The organism is Bacteroidota bacterium (assembly GCA_025059945.1).
In the GTDB taxonomy this organism is placed as follows: domain Bacteria; phylum Bacteroidota; class Rhodothermia; order JANXDC01; family JANXDC01; genus JANXDC01.
Genome location: JANXDC010000012.1, coordinates 88,953 through 106,536 on the forward strand (window position 1 = coordinate 88,953; position 17,584 = coordinate 106,536).

The window sequence follows — 17,584 nt, forward strand, 5'->3', positions numbered from 1 at the left end:
GGAGGTTTGCTTTATGAGACGCGCCTTATGGGGCTCGATCCTGGGGCTTTGGCTTGCTTCCGTCGCTGGGGCTCAGCCTGTGCCCAGGCCAGAGGCCGTGTTGGGCTTTCGGCCCGGAGCGGATTTTCAGTTGGCTGATTACGCTACGCTTCTGCGCTACTACCGAGCTCTGGATGCGGCCTCAGAGCGGGTGGAGATGCTTGAGATCGGCCGCTCGGCCATGGGCCGGCCTATGATGTTGCTGCTCATCTCCGATGCGGAAAACCTGCGGCAACGAGAGCGCTACCGCCGCATATCGGAGCAGTTGGCCAAGGCGCGTCTTTCCGAGGAGGAAGCCCGGCGCCTTGCGCGCGAGGGCCGCGCCATTGTCTGGATCGACAACGGCCTGCATGCGACCGAGGTCGCCCCTGCGCAGCATGCACCGGAGCTGGCCTACTATTTGGCCACGGACGAAAGCCCGGAGACGCAGCGCATTCGGCGCGAGACGATCCTGCTGCTTATGCCCTGCATGAACCCCGATGGGCTCGATACGGTCGTGACCTGGTATCGTCGCCATCTGGGAACGCCCTTTGAGACGAGCCCGCTGCCATGGCTTTATCACAAATACGTGGGGCACGACAACAACCGCGACTGGTACATGCAGACGCAGCCGGAGACGCAGGCCGTAAGCCGGGTTTTGTATCGTGAGTGGTTTCCGCAGATCGTGCTCAATCATCATCAGGTGGCTCCGTTCCCGGCTCGGATCTTCGTGCCGCCGTTTGCCGATCCGAGCAACCCGAACATCCATCCTCTGATCATGCGGGGTATCACGCTTGTGGGCAACGCTATGGCGACGCGCCTGGAGCAGAAGGGTAAGGCGGGGGTGGTCTCTCGGCGCGTGTTTTCGACCTGGTGGAATGGGGGGATGCGCACGGTTCCGTATTTTCACAACATGATCGGGCTCCTTACGGAGACGGCTCTGTACCGCTATGCCACACCGCGCTACTACGCGCCGGATGAGCTACCCGATACGTTTGCGGGGGGGCTTCCGACACGCGTGCCTACGACGGACTATCCCATGCCCTGGCTAGGGGGGTGGTGGCGGCTGCGCGACGCAGTGGAGTACATCTTTGAGACCTCGATGGCGACCCTGGATGTGGCCTCCCGATATCGGGAAGAGTTGCTATGGAACCTCTATCAGATGGGGCGGGAGGCGATCGAGCGGGGCCGGATGGGCTCTCCCAAAGCATGGGTGATCCCGCCGGACCAGTGGGATCCGTCGGCTGCGGTGGCGCTTGTAAACGTGCTATGGCGTGGGGGTTTAGAGGTGTGGCGGGCCGATGCGCCTTTTGAAGCCGATGGGCGGCGGTATCCGGCGGGCGCGTACATCGTTCCGGCCGCGCAGGCCTTTCAGGCATACGCGCGCGATCTGCTTGAGCCGCAGGTGTATACGGATATCCGACGGCCGGGTCAGCCTCCGGAGCCGCCTTATGATATCGCCGGTTGGACGCTGCCGAGCACGATGGGCGTACGCGTGGAGCGGATCGAGGGGCACTGGGAGCCGCCCAAAATATCCGTTATTGAAAATGAAATAAAACCCCCCGCCTCTATTCAAGGCGATGGACGTTATGTGGCCTTTAGTCCGCGTTCTAATGACAGTTTTCGCTGGTTAAACCGGGCCTTGGAGGCGGGACTGCGGGTGTATCGCAGCGCCGAAGCGGTCTCGGCTCTAGGCTCTGCGTATGGGCCCGGAACGGTTTTCGTAGATCTTCAAGGGTCCGCCGGGGAGCGCTTTTTGCGTCAGATCACGGCCGAAGGCGCTCAAGGGGTGCGCACAAATGCGCTCCCTGGGGGGGCTCGAGCTCTGCGTCGGGTGCGTGTGGGTATTTACGAGCCTTGGCGGCCGAGCATGGATGCTGGCTGGACGCGCTGGCTGCTGGAGCAGTACGGGTTTGCGTATCGTGTGTTGCGGGATCAGGATATCCGAAACGGCAACCTGCGCGCGCAGTTGGATGCGATCATCCTGCCCTCGGAGGGGGTAGCCCATCTGGTTCGGGGTTTTGAGCCCGGCACCATGCCCGAGGAATATACGGGGGGTCTGGGGGATGCGGGCTTGGCCGCCCTGCGCGCCTTTGTTCGGGAAGGGGGGACCTTGATCGCACTGGATGAGGCGGCGCAGACCGTGATGCGATACTTTGATGTGCCCGTAGCCTCCGGGCTGGAGGGGTTGCGTCGAGAGGAGTTTTACTGTCCGGGTTCGGTCCTGCGCCTCTACCTAGACGTGCGGCATCCAATCGCCTGGGGGATGCCCCCGGAGACGGCGGCTTACTTTATCAACAGCCAGGCTTTCGTGTGGCGAGCTCGTACTGGGGAGCGTCAGCCAGGGGAGGCGAACCTAGAACCCGGACAGAGCCGGGACGGGGCGACCGTGGTGGGGGTGTATCCTCGTATTCCGTTATTACAAAGCGGTTGGCTTCTAGGCGAACAGCACCTACAAGGCAAGGCTGCGGTGGTGGAGGTTAAGCAAGGTCAGGGTCGTTACGTACTGTTAGGCTTCGGGGTGCAATTTCGCGGCCAGCCGCATGCGACCTTTAAGCTCCTGTTCAACAGCCTGCTGTATGCCATAAGCTAGACAGGGCAGAGGGCAAACGCAATTTTCCGTTATTGCAATGAACAAAACACTGAAAAAAATTCACAAGCAAGCCCAAAAACTCAAACAGCGCATCGTACTACCGGAAGGAGAAGAAGCGCGAACCTTGAAAGCAGTACAACTTATTTTAGAAAACCAACTAGCACGGCCCATTCTGCTGGGGGATCCAGAACGCATACAAGCCTCGGCACAGAAACTTGGACTGATCTTGGAGGGGGTCCCAATAGTATTTCCAGAGCACTCGGATCGGCTCTCCGAGTACGCCGAGGAGCTCTATCGGTTACGCAAGAGCAAGGGCATGACAAAAGAGGAGGCTTACCGGCTAGCCAAGGAGCCGCTTTATTTCGGCGCCCTTATGCTACGCTCGGGAGAGGTTGACGGGCTCGTAGCGGGCGCCGTGCACACAACGGCTGCCGTGCTGCGGGCCGTAATGCGCGTGATCGGACTCGCCCCCGGATCATCGCTTCTGTCGAGCAGCTTTCTAATGCTCTTACCCACGGGGCAAGCCCTGACATATGCCGATTGCGGGGTGGTGCCCTATCCCACGGCCGATCAGCTGGCCCAGATCGCCATCGACAGCGCGGCTATGCACCGGCTTCTTACGGGAGAGGAGCCACGGATCGCTATGCTGTCGTTTTCCACCAAAGGCAGCGCAGAACACGAATCGGTAAGCAAGGTGCGGCAAGCTGCGGAGTTTGTGCGGCAGTTGCGGCCGGATCTGTGCGTGGACGGGGAGTTGCAATTCGACGCGGCCTACGTGCCGGAGGTGGCCTCAAGAAAGGCGCCAGAAAGCCCCGTAGCGGGAAGGGCAAATGTGCTGATCTTCCCGAATTTGGATGCGGGCAACATCGCCTACAAGATCACAGAGCGCCTGGCGGGCGCGCGGGCGTTAGGGCCCATCTTGCAGGGTGCGGCTAAGCCCGTCAATGACCTTTCGCGAGGGGCCAGCGCCGAGGACATCGCAGACGTGGTGGCGATCTGTTCGGTAAAAAGCCTCCTCCTTTCAAGGTAGGACCTGTGCGCGTCGGCCCTCTGCAATATAAGGCCCCATTATGTGGACATAGCGGCCAACCTAGAGTGTGTCGACGAGCTGCTGCGCGAATACGAACATTTTGACCCGCTCGTGCTGTCGGAGCTTTTCTCGCCTCTGGATATTGCTTCAGCAGCCGTAAAGAGGCCGAACCCCTTCTAGAGGGCCCCATTAGCCGGGCTGTGCTCACATGGGCGTGGCGCCCAGGGGCTTGTGGCGGTGGCGGGAATAGCCGAACGCGCAAGTGGACGGCTCTACAACAGCGCCCTTATCGCGGGTCCCCGGAGACCTTACACCAAGCGAGGGGCCTCTACAGGTTTACGACCTGGGATGCTTCCGACTGGAGGTGATGATCCGCTACGAGAGCCAATCGATGGGGGGCCGAATCCGATGGCCACGAGATGCTTCGGTTTACGGGAAAAGTCAGCTCGTAAACCCTTCTGGCAACCTGTTGCTGGCGGTAGGTCGCCGCGATACGGGTCTGTTTAGAACGGGGATTGATCCCATGCTGGCCCGGGATAAGCGGATCACCGCACTAAACGACCCTTGGGCCAATCGCCGACCGGACCTGTATGAGCTATAGGAGCAGGACCCTAGGCGAGCCCCTGGTTCCGGAGCCAGTCGCAGACGCGCCGGTAGATGCGATCTAAGGGGGCCTCGTCATAGGCGGGCATGAAGCGCTGAGCCGTGAGGAGCTCGTAGAGTTCCACGTAGCGCCGCGCCAGCTCTAGCCGCAGGCTTTCAGGAAGCGGAGGGGGAGCTTGATCCGGATCACCCCGAAAGCCCTGCTCTAGGAGGTATTCACGCAAAAACTCCTTGGAAAGCTGTCGAGGGGGGCGGCCGCGGCGCAGCGCGGTTTCGTAGTCCTCGATGAAGAAGTAGCGTGAGGAGTCCGGCGTGTGAAGCTCATCGATCAGCAGCAGCCGACCGTGCCAATCCCCGAATTCGTACTTGGTATCCGCTAGGATAAGCCCTCGCGCGGCGGCCAAGGCGGCCCCATGTCGGTACAGGGCGAGCGCTATGGCCTCCATCTGCTCGTATACGTGGGCCGGCACAAGCCCTCGCTCGATGAGCTGTCGGGGGCTCATGTCCTGATCATGGCCCGTTATGGCTTTCGTGGTGGGTGTCACAATGGGCTCCGGCAGCGCCTCATAAGCATGCAAGCCCTCCGGCAAGCGCACGCCGCACAGCTCCCGGATCCCGCTAGCGTAGATGCGCCAGGCATGCCCAGCAAGATAGCCGCGCACGATGATCTCGACCGGATAGGGGCGGGTCCGGCGTGCGATGAGCACGTTAGGATCTGGCATGGCCACCAGGTGATTGGGGGCGATATGGCGGCTGGCCTCTAAAAAATAGGCCGTAAGCCCCGTAAGCACCTGGCCTTTTAAGGGTATGGGCTCCGGAAAGACGTAATCGAAAGCGGAGACGCGATCCGTGGTGACCAGAATAAGCCAGTCGTCCAGGGCATATGTGTCGCGCACCTTGCCCTGACGCCGTTCCCCCCAGGGAAAATGCGTCTGAAGAACGGTAGTCCGTAGCGCGCGTTCCCAGTCGATCATCGTCCGCAAAGATTCGGCCCGGCCGGCTTTCGGATCAAACCCGAATTGGCTCCTGCTTTAAAAAAGTGTAACTTCCCCGTTGACCGTCCGGGTTTGCGCAGAGGAGGCAACCTGCACATGGCGCATCTGGTGCTAGAGCGGGTCTCCAAGGTTTACGCAAGCGGCCAAGTAGCCGTGCGCGAAGTAAGTTTCGAGGTCCAAGACCGGGAGTTTGTGGTGCTCGTCGGCCCCTCGGGATGCGGCAAAACGACCCTTTTGCGCATGATCGCCGGGCTAGAGGAGATCACATCGGGCAACTTGTACATCGACGGAGTCCGGGTCAACGACGTCCCTCCCAAAGCGCGCGATATCGCGATGGTCTTTCAGAGCTACGCCCTATATCCGCACATGAGCGTCTACGAGAACATGGCCTTCGGGCTGCGGTTGCGCCGCCTGCCCAAGGAGGAAATCGAGCGCCGGGTGCAGGCCGCGGCGGCCATGCTAGGCCTTGCTGAGCTGCTGCATCGCAAGCCACGTGAGCTCTCCGGAGGCCAGCGGCAGCGCGTGGCCTTGGGCCGGGCGATCGTGCGGCGACCGAAGGTGTTCCTGTTTGACGAGCCCCTTTCTAACCTGGACGCCCAAATGCGCGTGCAAACGCGCGCCGAGCTGCTGCGGCTACACCGGGAGCTAGAGGCCACGATCCTGTACGTGACGCATGATCAAGTGGAAGCCATGACGATGGGGGATCGGATCGTGGTGCTGAACCGAGGCGAAATTCAGCAAATCGACACTCCTATGAGGCTATACCGGTATCCCGCCAACTTGTTCGTGGCCGGCTTCATCGGAAGCCCGCCCATGAATCTCTTTACCGGACGCCTGCGTAGGGAGCAAGGCTGGATTTTTGAGAGCGACGCAGGCCCGTTGCGGGTTCGGCTTCCGGAGGCCATGACCCTCTCCGACCCTCCAGAACGAGTCGTGCTCGGGGTACGGCCCGAACATTGGGGCCTCTCCGAAGAGGCCCGCTCCGAGGGCGCGTTAGCGGGACTGGTGGAGATGTGCGAGCTCACGGGGAGCGAGGCTCTGCTGTACGTGCGCACCGAAGCCGGCCGGATCACCCTAAGGACCACATCCGAGCGCGACGTAGAACCTGGCCAAATCGTGTGGCTTTGGCCCGATCCGGAGCATCTGCACCTGTTTGCAGCGGCTACAGGCAAGGCCTTGGGGCATGGCGGTCGACGCGAGGCCGCTTGATCTAAAGGCGGCGTTGTACGAGATACACGCCCACAAGGACAACGAGGCCGCCCACCATCTGGTAGACGTGCAGAGGCTCCTGAAGCAAAATCACGCCCGCGGAGGCGGCGATAACGGGTACAAGATTACCGTATACAGCTGTTCGGGCGGCCCCGATGCGCCGAATCGAGTGCGCCCACAATACGTAGGAAAGCGCTATGGCTAACAGCCCGGAGTATAGCAGTCCCAACCAAGCCCATACGGACAACCGCTCCCACCGAGGCATGGGCTCCAACGCCACCAAAGACCACAGCAAAGGCAGAGCCGGCGCCATACTCCAGAGCGTGACCTCCAAGGGGCCTATGCGCCTCACCAGAGGCCGAGAGAGCACCGTGTAGGCGGCCCAACAGCAAGAGGCGCCCACGATCAGCAGGTTGCCCCAGAGCGCATCCGCACCCAGGGAGACCTGACGGCCGCCAAAGATCACTACGAGCACAACCCCGCTAAAGGCCAGCAGCATACCCAAAAGGGATCGCAGCCGAAGCCGCTCCTGCCCGAAGAGGTGCGCCAGAAGGGCCGTCCACAAAGGGGTGCCGGATAACACGATAGCCGCGCTGCCCGCGGTAGAGCGGGCTAAGCCCACGATAAAGCACACCTGATAGAGGCCATGGCCAATGAGCCCCAAGCCGAAGAGCGGACCCAGAGCCCGTTCTCCGCTGGCCCTCAAGCCCTCTAGCGGCTTGGGCGCCCCCAGGACCCACCCTCCCCACAGGGCGCCGAAGGCGAGCGTAAAGCGCAGGGCGTTGAACCAGAAAGGGGGCACCTCGCGCAAAGCGGTCTTTACGACGGTGAAGTTGAGCCCCCAGATCAGGACCACGAATCCCACCCCCATCCAGGCTGGGACGAGAGGGCTCGGTCTGGGGCGGCGCCTAAGCTCTTCAAGCGAGGCGAAAGGGGCGTCCGTCTTGGACTCAGTTTCCGCAGCAGAGTTCGTCAAATCCGACGCTCCTGTAAGGAGAAGCGGCCCGTAAGTTACGCCGCTAGGGGGGCTAATGGCCAGATCCCGGAGGCGTTGACTAAGGAAAGCCCCTGTCGTACTTTTTGCGCACTTGCGGGGTGTTTTTCATGCATACGCTTGAGGAGGGCCTTCGGTATGACCACATCGGCTCGCGCTGCCCTCGATGTAGGGGGGAAGGTCATCACCCTGGAACAGTTTATCATCGAGCGACAGGCGGAGTTCCCCTATGCTACGGGCGAGCTATCCCGGCTTTTGCGGGACATCGGGCTAGCGGCCAAGATCATCAACCGGGAGGTCAACAAAGCGGGGCTGGTCGATATCCTGGGCATTACGGGCCAGCAAAACGTGCACGGCGAGATGGTGCGCAAGCTCGATGTTTTTGCCAACCAAGAGCTCATTCGCGCCCTCGCTCGGGGCGGAGAATGCTGCGTGCTCGCCTCCGAGGAGGAAGAAGACATCTTGGTGCTGCCCGAATCCCCTGGTAAATACATTGTGCTGCTGGATCCGCTGGACGGCTCCTCGAACATCGACGCGAACGTCTCCATTGGGACGATTTTTTCCGTTTACCGTCGAACCGTCTCAGATGGAGACGGGGAGGCTCTGCGTCGGGATGTGCTGCAGCCCGGCTCTCGGCAGGTCGCGGCGGGCTACGTCGTGTACGGTTCGAGTACGATGCTCGTGTACACCACAGGACACGGGGTAAACGGCTTTACGCTGGATCCCAGCATCGGGGAGTTTTTGCTTTCCCATCCCCATATTCAGATCCCCAAACGGGGCAAGATCTACAGCACCAATCAGGGCTATTTTCGCTTCTGGGAAGCCGGCATGCGGCAGTACATCCAGTACCTACAGGAAGAGGATAAGGCCACAGGCAGGCCCTACTCGCTGCGCTACATCGGCACCCTGGTGGCGGATGTGCACCGGACTCTGCTATATGGCGGTATCTTTCTGTATCCGGCCTCCAGCAAGGACCCCAAAGGCAAGCTGCGCCTGATGTACGAGGCCAACCCCATGGCTTTCATCATCGAACAGGCGGGGGGTAGAGCGAGCGATGGCTTTCGGCGCATTCTGGATATCGAGCCCCGGTCCTTGCACGAGCGAACCCCGCTCATCCTGGGCAGCGAGGAGGATGTGCGCGAGGCCGAGCAGTTTCTGCAGGGAGCCAGAGGTTTTCTATGAGCCCGCTAGATGACGCAGGTAAGCTACGAGTTGCTCCAGTTCGGCCTCGCTCAGAAAGTCGTAAGTGGGCATTACGGTGCCGGGCTTGAGTGCGCGCGCGTTGGCGATCCAGGCCTTTAGCTCCTCGTCCGTGCGCAGCGGAACGCGATCCGCAATCGGATACTGGCCCCGCAGGTCATTTCCGTGGCAGAACCAACAGCGGTTTTCATCCCACAGCCGGCGGCCGGCCTCTAGCATGGGATCGGAGGCTTGGGATCGACAGCCCAGTCCGAGCACGCAGATGAAGACAAAAGCGAAAGGACGGCGCATAATTGTGCGCTCCAACTAACGGGATCCCAAGTTACGATGTCTTGTCGTTCTGCTCTAATTCTCCACGGAGGCGCCTGGGATATTCCGGATGCAGAGGTGCCGGATCACCTGACCGGCATGGCTCAGGCCTTGGAGGTGGGTCGACGGGCCCTGCTCGAGGGGCGCTCGGCCCTGGAGGTCGTCGTGGCCGTCATTCGGGTCCTGGAGGAGCATCCGGCCTTTGATGCAGGGGTAGGGGCGGTTCTCAACCGGGCCGGACAGATCCAACTAGACGCTGGGCTCATGGATGGCCACACGCTGGAGTTTGGCGCTGTAGCCTGCGTGCAGCGCATTCGCTATCCGATCGAGGCGGCCTATCATATCTTGCGCCATGGCCGTGGGCAGTACAGCTTGCTCGTGGGCCCGTATGCAGAGGCCTACGCCGAGGCGCATGGGCTGGAGATGGTCTTGCCGGAGTTCTTTCTCACCGAGCGGGAACGGGAACGTTTTCTGCGGCTAGAGGCGGAGGTGCATTATCACTCCAGCCGAGCCTTCCGAGGGGGCGGTCTGCCCATGGGCACGGTGGGCTGCGTGGCGCTGGATCAAGCGGGCAGGATCGCGGCCGGCACTTCAACGGGCGGAGCCCCCTACGTTATACCCGGACGCGTCGGAGACAGTCCGCTTCCAGGTTGCGGCTACTATGCCACCTCCCATGGTGGGGCCTCGGCTACGGGCTGGGGTGAAGCGATCGCGCGCTTGTTGCTTTCCGCGGAGGCCGTGCGGGCCCTCGAAGAGGGCTTGCCGGCCCAAGACGCCGCCGAACGGGCGCTCAGGCGCCTTGTCGAGCGCGTCCGGGATCCGGACGGATATCCGGCCGCGGCGGGTCTAATTGTGCTCGACGCCCAAGGGCGCTTCGGGGTGGCCCATAGCGCACCCCGTATGGCCTATGCACGCTGGTCATCAGATGGCGACTTTTGCATGACGGTTGCTGAATCGAAACTGGATGGGGGAATGCGAGCATGAAATCCTGCGTTCGTATCGCCTCCGGACAGGGGTTTTGGGGCGACTGGCCCCAGGCCCCGATCCATCAGGTGCGCCTCGGCCCCATCGATTACCTGGTCATGGACTATCTGGCCGAAGTCACGATGTCCATCCTGCAGAAGCAGAAGCTGCGCAACCCCGCGTTGGGATACGCTCATGATTTTCCGGAGTTGCTGGAGGAGATCCTGCCCGACCTTGTAGAGCGCGGCATCAAGGTCATCACCAACGCCGGTGGGGTGAACCCCTTGGCCTGCCGAGACCGGGTCCTGCAGATCGCGCACAAACGGGGTCTTGAGGTTTCCGTGGCCGTCGTACTGGGGGATGACATCCTGGACAGGCTAGATGAGCTCATCACCCAGGGTCATGAGCTGCGCAACCTGGACACTGGGGAGCCCTTGAGCGCCATTCGAGATCGCGTAGTGAGCGCAAACGTCTATTTTGGGGCGGCGCCCATCGTAGAGGCCCTGCAACAAGGGGCTCAGATCGTGATCACGGGCCGCACCACAGACACCGGCTTGACTTTGGCCCCGATGGTCTATGAATTCGGCTGGTCCTGGCAGGATTACGACCGGCTCGCCTCAGGGGTCGTGGCGGGCCACATCAACGAATGCGGGGCGCAGGCCACGGGAGGGAACTTCACGGATTGGCAGCGCGTACCCGACCTGGCCCACGTGGGCTTTCCGATCATCGAGGCATATCCGGATGGTTCTTTTGTCGTGACCAAGCACGAAAACACCGGGGGGCTAGTCGATACCTTCACGGTGCGCGAGCAACTGCTGTACGAAATCGGCGATCCCCGGCAATACATAACCCCGGAGTGCGTGGCCGATTTTACCAGCATCCGGCTTGAGCAGGTCGGAGAAAACCGCGTGCGGGTGTGGGGGGTGCGCGGGGGGCCTCCGACGGAGTTCTACAAGGTCTCCATAGCCTACAGCGCCGGTTGGAAGGCCACAGGCACGCTTGTGTACGCTTGGCCCGAGGCCGTGGCCAAGGCCCAAGCGGCGGCCGCCATCTTGAAACGGCGCCTTGAGGATTTGGGGCTGCATGTTGAAGAGTTTCGCGCCGAGCTCATAGGCGTTAACGCCTGTCATGAGGGGATAGCCGCGCCCGTATACGATCCCAATGAGGTGGAACTGCGCCTGAGCGTGCGCTCGCACGACTACCGGGCCGTTGAGGAGTTCGGGCGCCAGATCGCCCCGCTCATCCTGACCGGTCCCTCGGCCGTGACGGGCTTCTCCGGAGGCCGGCCCAAACCCAGCGAGGTCATCGCCTACTGGCCAGCCTTGCTGCCTAAGTCCGTTGTGCAACCTCGCGTTGTGCTGGAGCGCTCTCCTGTGTCCTCATGAAGCCCCTGCGCGCACTCAACCGGTACCTTCTGGCCTATTGGCGGCATTTCCTGCCGGGTCTGCTTTGCGTGCTCCTCTCGAGCCTCTTCGCCGTGCTGAGTCCGGTCCTGGTGCGTCAAGCCGTCGACACGCTTCCGGTGCTGGCCAGTTGGAGCGCCTGGGCCCATGAAACCCCCCTGGGGGAGGCCTTGCGATCGATAAGCTGGGCTCTGCTGCTGGGATACGGGCTTGCCTTGGTGGGGTTTACCGCGCTTTCCGGGTTGTTCTTGTTTCTGACGCGCCAGACGATCATCGTAGCTTCGCGGCACATCGAATACGACCTGCGCAACGCGCTCTTCGCCCACCTGGAGCGCCTGGGGGCTCGTTTTTTCAACCAACACCCAACGGGCGATCTCATGACGCGGGCCATGAGCGACATCGAACGGGTGCGCCTGTACGTGGGACCGGCCCTTATGTACACGGCCCGATCGGGCACGCTGGCCCTTTTCGCCCTGCTCATGATGATCCTCACAAGCCCCACGCTTACGTTGTACACGTTGTTGCCCCTTCCGGCCTTGTCCGCGGCGATTTATTGGGCCGCCCGCCTGCTGCATGAGCGATCCGAACACCTGCAGGCCCAGTACGCTCGGCTGACAAGCCGAGCGCAGGAAGCTTTCTCGGGCATCCGGGTTCTGCAGGCCTTCGCCCAGGAGCGCTTCGAGCAAGAAGCCTTCGCTCAAGAGTCGAGGGCCTACCAGAGACGGGCCCTAGAGCTGGCTCGCGTGGAATCGCTCTTTAGTCCCGCTATCATGTTCCTTACGGGGCTTTCGGCGCTTCTGGTGCTTTGGATCGGCGGGCGTTTCGTGATAGAGGGCCGGCTCACGATCGGCAACATCGCGGAGTATCTGATTTATCTTGCCCTGCTCACCTGGCCTGTGACGTCTGTAGGCTGGATCCTGAACATGATCCAACGCGCCTCGGCCTCCCAAGAGCGCCTGCTGGAGGTCCTGCGCACCGAGCCGGAGGTGCAAGATCGGCCATCGCAGCAGACTAGGCGACTGGGGCGGCTTCAAGGCCACTTGATTGTGGAGGACGTCTGGTTTCGCTACGCCGAGGATCGGCCTTGGGCCCTGGCGGGGCTAAGCCTCGAGATCCACCCCGGACAGTGGGTGGCCATAGTAGGCCCGACGGGCGCCGGCAAAAGCACCCTTTTGCGGCTGCTGTGCCGGCAGTACGCCCCCGATCGGGGTCGGATTTATCTAGACGGCCAGCCCCTAGAGGAGATCCCCCTGGCCATCTTGCGCCGGGATCTGGCCGTCGTGCCCCAAGAGGCGTTTTTGTTTTCGGAGACGATCGCCTACAACATCGCCTTCGGTCGGCCCCAGTCAACGGAGGCCGAAATCGAGCACGCCGCCCGGCTGGCGGCCCTGGATCCGGAGGGCTTTCCGGAGGGACTGCAGACCTGGATCGGGGAGCGGGGGGTCACGCTATCCGGTGGGCAACGGCAGCGCCTGGCGATCGCCCGAGCTTTGCTTGTAGAGCCTCAGATCCTGCTTCTGGATGACGCCTTCGCCTCGATCGATTCGGCCACGGAGGCGACCATTCTAGAGGCCTTGCGACGCTGGCGCAAGAGCCGAACGCTTATTTTGATCAGCCATCGGATCTCAACCGTAAAGGACGCCGATAGGATCTTCTACCTAGAGCGGGGGCGTGTTTTGGAAGTCGGGGACCATGAAACTTTGCTGGCTCAGAATGGAGCTTACGCGCGGCTCTTCCGGCGCCAACTTTTGGAGGCGGAGCTGGAGGCCACAGATCCCAACGGCAGAGGCCCGAAAGGGCCACACTAGAGTGAACCTCGACTAAAGATACGCACGGAGTATGGGTACGCATATCATCCCCTTGGGCACAGGATCAGCCATTCCCACGAGCAAGCGCCATCTGAGCGCGTTCGCCCTTGTGCGCGACGGTCAGATCCTGCTCTTCGATTGCGGTGAGGGCACGCAAATGCGGCTCCTCAAGGCCGGATTGAAGCGTTCGCGCGTGCAACATGTGTTCATCTCGCACCTGCACGGGGATCATTTCTACGGCCTCATTGGGCTTATTTCCAGTTTAGAGCTCATGCAGCGGCGTGAACCCCTGTATGTATATGGCCCCAAGGGTCTAAAAGGGTATCTGGAGTACATGTTCGCGCTCTCCGATCTGCGGCCGGGCTACGAGCTCGTGGTGCGGGAGGTCGATCCAGAGGGCTTCGAGCACGCCGTGTTGCTCGAAACCGAGGAATATTTCGTAGAGGCGCGCCCGCTGGCGCATCGGATCTTCTGTATGGGCTTTCGGTTTCAGGAAAAACCCCGTCCGGGCAAGGTCAATGCGGAGCGCGCCCGGGAGCTGGGGATCACGGAAGATTGGCAATTCAAGGCGCTTAAAGCCGGAAAGCCCGTCTCCGTTTCAGAGGGCCTGCTCATACGCCCCGAGGAGGTGGTGGGCCCGCCACGGCCGGGGGTCTCGTTTGCGTACGTGACGGATACGCGCTTCTGCCCGGGCGCGATCATGCTCGCCATAGACGCCGATGTGCTCTATCATGAGGCCACCTTTGACCATGCCCTGCAGGAGAAGGCCGAACAAACCGGACACGCCACGGCCCTAGAGGCGGCTCAGGTGGCGGCTACGGCCGGGGTGGGGCTGTTGTTGTTGGGCCATTTCAGCGCTCGCTATACAGACGTGGCCTCGCTAGTGGAGGAGGCCCGTACGGTTTTCCCCAATACGCGCGCAGCCGAGGAGCTTAAACCCATCGAGCTAAAGGCGCGCCGGAGCGCGGCGCGCGGTCCCCATGAGGGCATCCGACGTGCATAGCATTTCCCGACGCTCCTGGCCCACCATACGGCGCCTGCTCGGGTACTTAAGACCATACTGGCCGGCTGTGGGCCTGGCCTTTGTGCTTGTAGTAGGGGTCTCCTTTCTGGGACCCTTAAGGCCAAAGTTGGTGCAGGTGGCCATCGACGCGCACGTGCTCAAGGGGGATCTTCAGGGGCTGTTGCGCGTTGGTCTCGGACTGCTGGGGCTACTTGTACTGGAGGCGTTCCTACAATTTTTCAGCGCTTATCTGACGCGCTGGATCGGCCAACAAGCCCTTTTCGATCTGCGCCAAGAGGTCTTTGGGCACATCATACGTCTAGCGCCCCGTTATTTCGACCGCACGCCCGTTGGACGTCTGGTGACACGCGTCACCAGCGACGTCGAAGCGCTTGATGATGTCTTCTCCGCTGGCGTGGTCACGATCTTGGGTGATCTGTTGCGGCTGTTTTTTATCGTTTTCATGATGTTTTGGCTTAGCTGGCAGCTGGCGCTCGTTGCGCTCTCTGTATTGCCGCTGCTAGTTGGGGCTACATTCGTTTTTCGCAAGCGCGTGGGCCTGATGTATCGGAAAGTCCGATCGGAAGTGACCCGGCTGAACGCGTTTCTGCAGGAACACCTAACAGGCATGGCCATAGTGCAGCTGTTTCGGCAGGAAGCGCGCGTCGAAGAGCGCTTTCGCCAGATCAACGACGATCACCGGCGGGCCCAGATCAAGACGATCTTCTACTTTGCCCTCTTTTGGCCCTCTGTGCAGCTGATCTCCAGCCTAGCTACAGGGCTTGTGCTCTGGTACGGGGGCTTGAACGCCCTACAGGGGGCCCTCACGCTGGGGGTGGTGGTGGCCTTTCTGCAATACATTCAACAGTTTTTCGGTCCGATACAGGACCTGGCCGATAAGTACAATACGATCTTGGCCGCCTTGGCTGCCTCGGAACGCATCTTCGAGGTGCTCGACACCCGTGAGGTGATCCCGGATCAAGGTCGGGTGCGCGCGCTCGACGGGTTGTCGGGTTCGGTGCGCTTTGAGCAGGTCTGGTTTGCTTACACAGAAGAGTCCGGAGAGCCCCGTTGGGTGCTCCGGGATATTAGCTTTCAGGTGGAGCCCGGGGAATGCGTGGCCTTCGTGGGCGCAACGGGTGCCGGCAAAACGACCTTGATGCAACTGGTGGGCCGTTTTTATGAGCCGCAACGAGGCCGAATCTGGCTAGGGGGCGTAGACATACGAGACCTAGAATTACCGTTATTGAGGAAATCCGTAGTCATCATCCAGCAGGATGCGTTTCTATTCAGCGGAACCCTTTGGGAGAACATCACGCTAGGCGATCCCGAAATTCAAGAACCCGAGCTGTGGCAAGCCTTAGAGGAGCTGCAGCTAACGGATTGGGTGCGCGCGCTGCCGAAGGGTCTGCATACGCCGCTTCTGGAGCGCGGCCTAAGTCTTTCGGCCGGACAGCGACAACTGGTAGCCCTGTTGCGCGCCTGGGTGCGTCGACCCCGCGTGGTGATCTTGGACGAGGCTACAGCAAACATCGACGTGCAGACAGAGGCGCGTATCGAGAGGATGCTTTCCAGCTGGCGGGGCCAGCGCACGCTCTTGATCGTGGCCCATCGGCTTTCCACAGTCGAACGCGCCGATCGGATTTTCGTGTTGCATCAGGGCCGCCTCCTGGAACAGGGCCGCCATGAGGAGCTCTTGGCCCGTAGCAACCTGTACCGGCGGCTCTATGAGCTGCAGTTTCAGGAGCAGAGCGTGCCCTCCCGTCTTGATACATAAGATACATTATGTAAAGTAGAGGGAAGTGAGCTTCCTATCCCACTTCTTCAGGGGGCTATCCGAACCGATACCTCCGGCGCAGTTGGTTGCGGATCCGGATCGCCGTCAGGTTTAAGATCAAGACCACCAGTACGAGCAGAAGCGCCGTGGCGAACACCATGGGCACGGCGGCCTCCACGTTGGGCGACTGAAATCCCACGTCGTAGATGTGAAAGCCCAGGTGCATGAACTTGCGCTCCAGGTGAAAAAACGGCGGATGATGATCGAAGGGAAGCTCAGGGGCGAGTTTGACCACGCCGACTAGCATCAGAGGGGCGACTTCTCCCGCTCCGCGGGCCACAGCCAGGATCATGCCCGTCAGAATCCCCGGACTTGCGCCCGGCAGCACTACGCGCCATACGGTCTGCCATTTTGTGGCGCCCAGCGCCAAAGAGGCCTCCCGCAGGCTCTGCGGCACGGCAGCTAAGGCCTCTTCGGTGGCCACGATCACGACGGGCACGGTCAGCAACGCCAGCGTCAACGAAGCCCACAGAATCCCCCCTGTGCCGAAGGTGGGCGTAGGCAGTCTCTCCGGATACAGAAGCCGATCGATATGGCCTCCGACGAAATACACAAAGAAGCCCAGTCCGAAGATCCCGAACACGATCGAGGGCACCCCGGCTAGGTTGTTCACCGCGATCCGCACCGCCGATATAGCCCACCCCTGTCGGGCGTATTCGTGTATGTACAGGGCCGTTAGCACCCCGAAAGGCACAACCAGCAGGGACATGAGCAAGGTCATCATAACGGTGCCGAAGATGGCGGGCAGCACCCCGCCTTCGGTGTTCGATTCCCGGGGTTCGCTTGAGAGAAATTCCCAAAGCCGATCCGTGTATACACGGGCCTTTCCCCATAGGTCTAGATCGTTGGGAGTGTATGCGCGTACGATGGCGGATATCGGCAGCGTCCGCTCCCGTCCGTCGACGGTGCGCAGCGTAACCGTGTACCGGGCGTCTTCGGCCCTCAGGCGTGCGGCCTCAGCGGCCAGCGCGCTATAGCGCGCCTGCAGACGCTCCAGGGCCGGTCGCAGTCGGTTCTGCAGCGCCTCCTGCTCGCCGCGCAGCTGGGCTCGGCGGATGCGCAGCCGAAGGCGTTCGAGCTCGTAGTTTACGTCCCCGATCTGCCGCTTTTCCACGCCTGTGATGGCGCGATAGCGTCTGTGCGCGGCCTCGAGCTGACGCCCCAGCTCCGGCCAGGCCTCCGGACCCTGGACGGAAAAGCTCGGGGTGCGCACGGCGTCTACGAACCCAATAAAGGGGCCCCACTCGCGGCGTTCTACGAAGACGGCATCGCGAATGCGCGCCATCTGCGCGATCTGTTCGCGCTCCACCCACAGAAAGTCGATCCCATACAAATCCCGATTGCCCACGCGCAGCTGTAGCCTCTGGGCCCCGGCTCGACCCGGTATGGGCTCCTGACGGCGGATTTCACCTAGATACACCCGCCCGTCTTGGGTGCGGATCGCCCACAAATCGCCGGGCCAGAAGGCGAGCGTGCCCCGAATAAAAAGCAGCCCCACAAGCCAGAAGACCATGAGCAGAAGCACGACAAGCCCGGCCCCGAGGAGCCAAATCCAGGGGGTACCGACTTGCCAGGGGGTTTGCCTGGGCGTGGAGAGCTGCTGGGATGTTGCGCGCATC

14 protein-coding genes are annotated in these 17,584 nt (G+C 61.6%); 10 read left to right on the forward strand and 4 right to left on the reverse strand.

What is annotated here, in order from left to right; translation table 11 throughout:
• Positions 1-13: 13 nt before the first annotated feature.
• The 3 genes from NZ993_07405 (at position 14) to NZ993_07415 (ending at position 4,242) form a co-directional block, all read left to right on the forward strand.
• Positions 14-2,611, forward strand: coding sequence for a M14 family metallopeptidase (locus NZ993_07405; GenBank protein ID MCS7155615.1), 2,598 nt, complete (start codon positions 14-16; stop codon positions 2,609-2,611).
• Positions 2,612-2,648: 37 nt separating this feature from the next.
• Positions 2,649-3,641, forward strand: a complete 993-nt coding sequence (gene pta / locus NZ993_07410) for a phosphate acetyltransferase (protein ID MCS7155616.1) — start codon at positions 2,649-2,651, stop codon at positions 3,639-3,641.
• 367 nt (positions 3,642-4,008) lie between these two features.
• On the forward strand, positions 4,009-4,242 hold the full coding sequence (locus NZ993_07415; protein MCS7155617.1) for a hypothetical protein: 234 nt from the start codon (positions 4,009-4,011) through the stop codon (positions 4,240-4,242).
• A 10-nt stretch (positions 4,243-4,252) separates the two neighbouring features.
• Here the strand turns inward: NZ993_07415 and NZ993_07420 are convergent, their stop codons facing one another.
• Positions 4,253-5,218 carry a phosphoribosylaminoimidazolesuccinocarboxamide synthase gene (locus tag NZ993_07420; GenBank protein ID MCS7155618.1) on the reverse strand — a complete coding sequence of 322 codons (966 nt, stop codon included), beginning with the start codon at positions 5,216-5,218 and terminating at the stop codon, positions 4,253-4,255.
• A gap of 117 nt (positions 5,219-5,335) precedes the next feature.
• Between NZ993_07420 and ugpC the strand changes: the two genes are divergently transcribed.
• Positions 5,336-6,448 (forward strand): sn-glycerol-3-phosphate ABC transporter ATP-binding protein UgpC, encoded by a 1,113-nt coding sequence (ugpC, locus tag NZ993_07425; protein ID MCS7155619.1) that lies wholly within the window; start codon positions 5,336-5,338, stop codon positions 6,446-6,448.
• Position 6,449: 1 nt separating this feature from the next.
• Here ugpC and NZ993_07430 read toward each other — a convergent pair whose 3' ends face one another.
• Entirely contained in the window at positions 6,450-7,319 is an 870-nt protein-coding gene (locus NZ993_07430) for a DMT family transporter (GenBank protein MCS7155620.1), read from the reverse strand.
• Positions 7,320-7,580: 261 nt separating this feature from the next.
• Between NZ993_07430 and fbp the strand changes: the two genes are divergently transcribed.
• Complete coding sequence (gene fbp / locus NZ993_07435; GenBank protein ID MCS7155621.1) at positions 7,581-8,624, forward strand: class 1 fructose-bisphosphatase; 1,044 nt, start codon at positions 7,581-7,583, stop codon at positions 8,622-8,624.
• Here fbp and NZ993_07440 read toward each other — a convergent pair.
• A complete protein-coding gene (locus tag NZ993_07440; protein ID MCS7155622.1) occupies positions 8,619-8,933 on the reverse strand; it encodes a cytochrome c in 315 nt (104 codons plus the stop codon). The two genes, fbp and NZ993_07440, sit on opposite strands and share 6 nt — an antisense overlap.
• Positions 8,934-8,969: 36 nt before the next feature.
• Between NZ993_07440 and NZ993_07445 the strand changes: the two genes are divergently transcribed.
• The 5 genes from NZ993_07445 to NZ993_07465 are packed head-to-tail and all read left to right on the forward strand — an operon-like array spanning position 8,970 to position 15,905.
• On the forward strand, positions 8,970-9,935 hold the full coding sequence (locus NZ993_07445; protein MCS7155623.1) for an isoaspartyl peptidase/L-asparaginase: 966 nt from the start codon (positions 8,970-8,972) through the stop codon (positions 9,933-9,935).
• Positions 9,932-11,299, forward strand: coding sequence for a DUF1446 domain-containing protein (locus NZ993_07450; protein ID MCS7155624.1), 1,368 nt, complete (start codon positions 9,932-9,934; stop codon positions 11,297-11,299). Before NZ993_07445 ends, NZ993_07450 begins: the two co-directional genes overlap by 4 nt.
• Positions 11,296-13,125 (forward strand): ABC transporter ATP-binding protein/permease, encoded by a 1,830-nt coding sequence (locus NZ993_07455; protein ID MCS7155625.1) that lies wholly within the window; start codon positions 11,296-11,298, stop codon positions 13,123-13,125. The genes NZ993_07450 and NZ993_07455 overlap by 4 nt, the downstream gene beginning before the upstream one ends.
• 31 nt (positions 13,126-13,156) lie before the next feature.
• Positions 13,157-14,128: a ribonuclease Z gene (locus tag NZ993_07460; GenBank protein MCS7155626.1), complete on the forward strand. Its 972-nt coding sequence runs from the start codon at positions 13,157-13,159 to the stop codon at positions 14,126-14,128.
• Complete coding sequence (locus tag NZ993_07465) at positions 14,121-15,905, forward strand: ABC transporter ATP-binding protein/permease (GenBank protein ID MCS7155627.1); 1,785 nt, start codon at positions 14,121-14,123, stop codon at positions 15,903-15,905. The genes NZ993_07460 and NZ993_07465 overlap by 8 nt, the downstream gene beginning before the upstream one ends.
• A gap of 55 nt (positions 15,906-15,960) precedes the next feature.
• On the opposite strand, the gene pstA is transcribed toward NZ993_07465, so the two are convergent.
• Positions 15,961-17,583 (reverse strand): phosphate ABC transporter permease PstA, encoded by a 1,623-nt coding sequence (pstA, locus tag NZ993_07470; protein ID MCS7155628.1) that lies wholly within the window; start codon positions 17,581-17,583, stop codon positions 15,961-15,963.
• Between the last annotated feature and the right edge of the window lies 1 nt (position 17,584).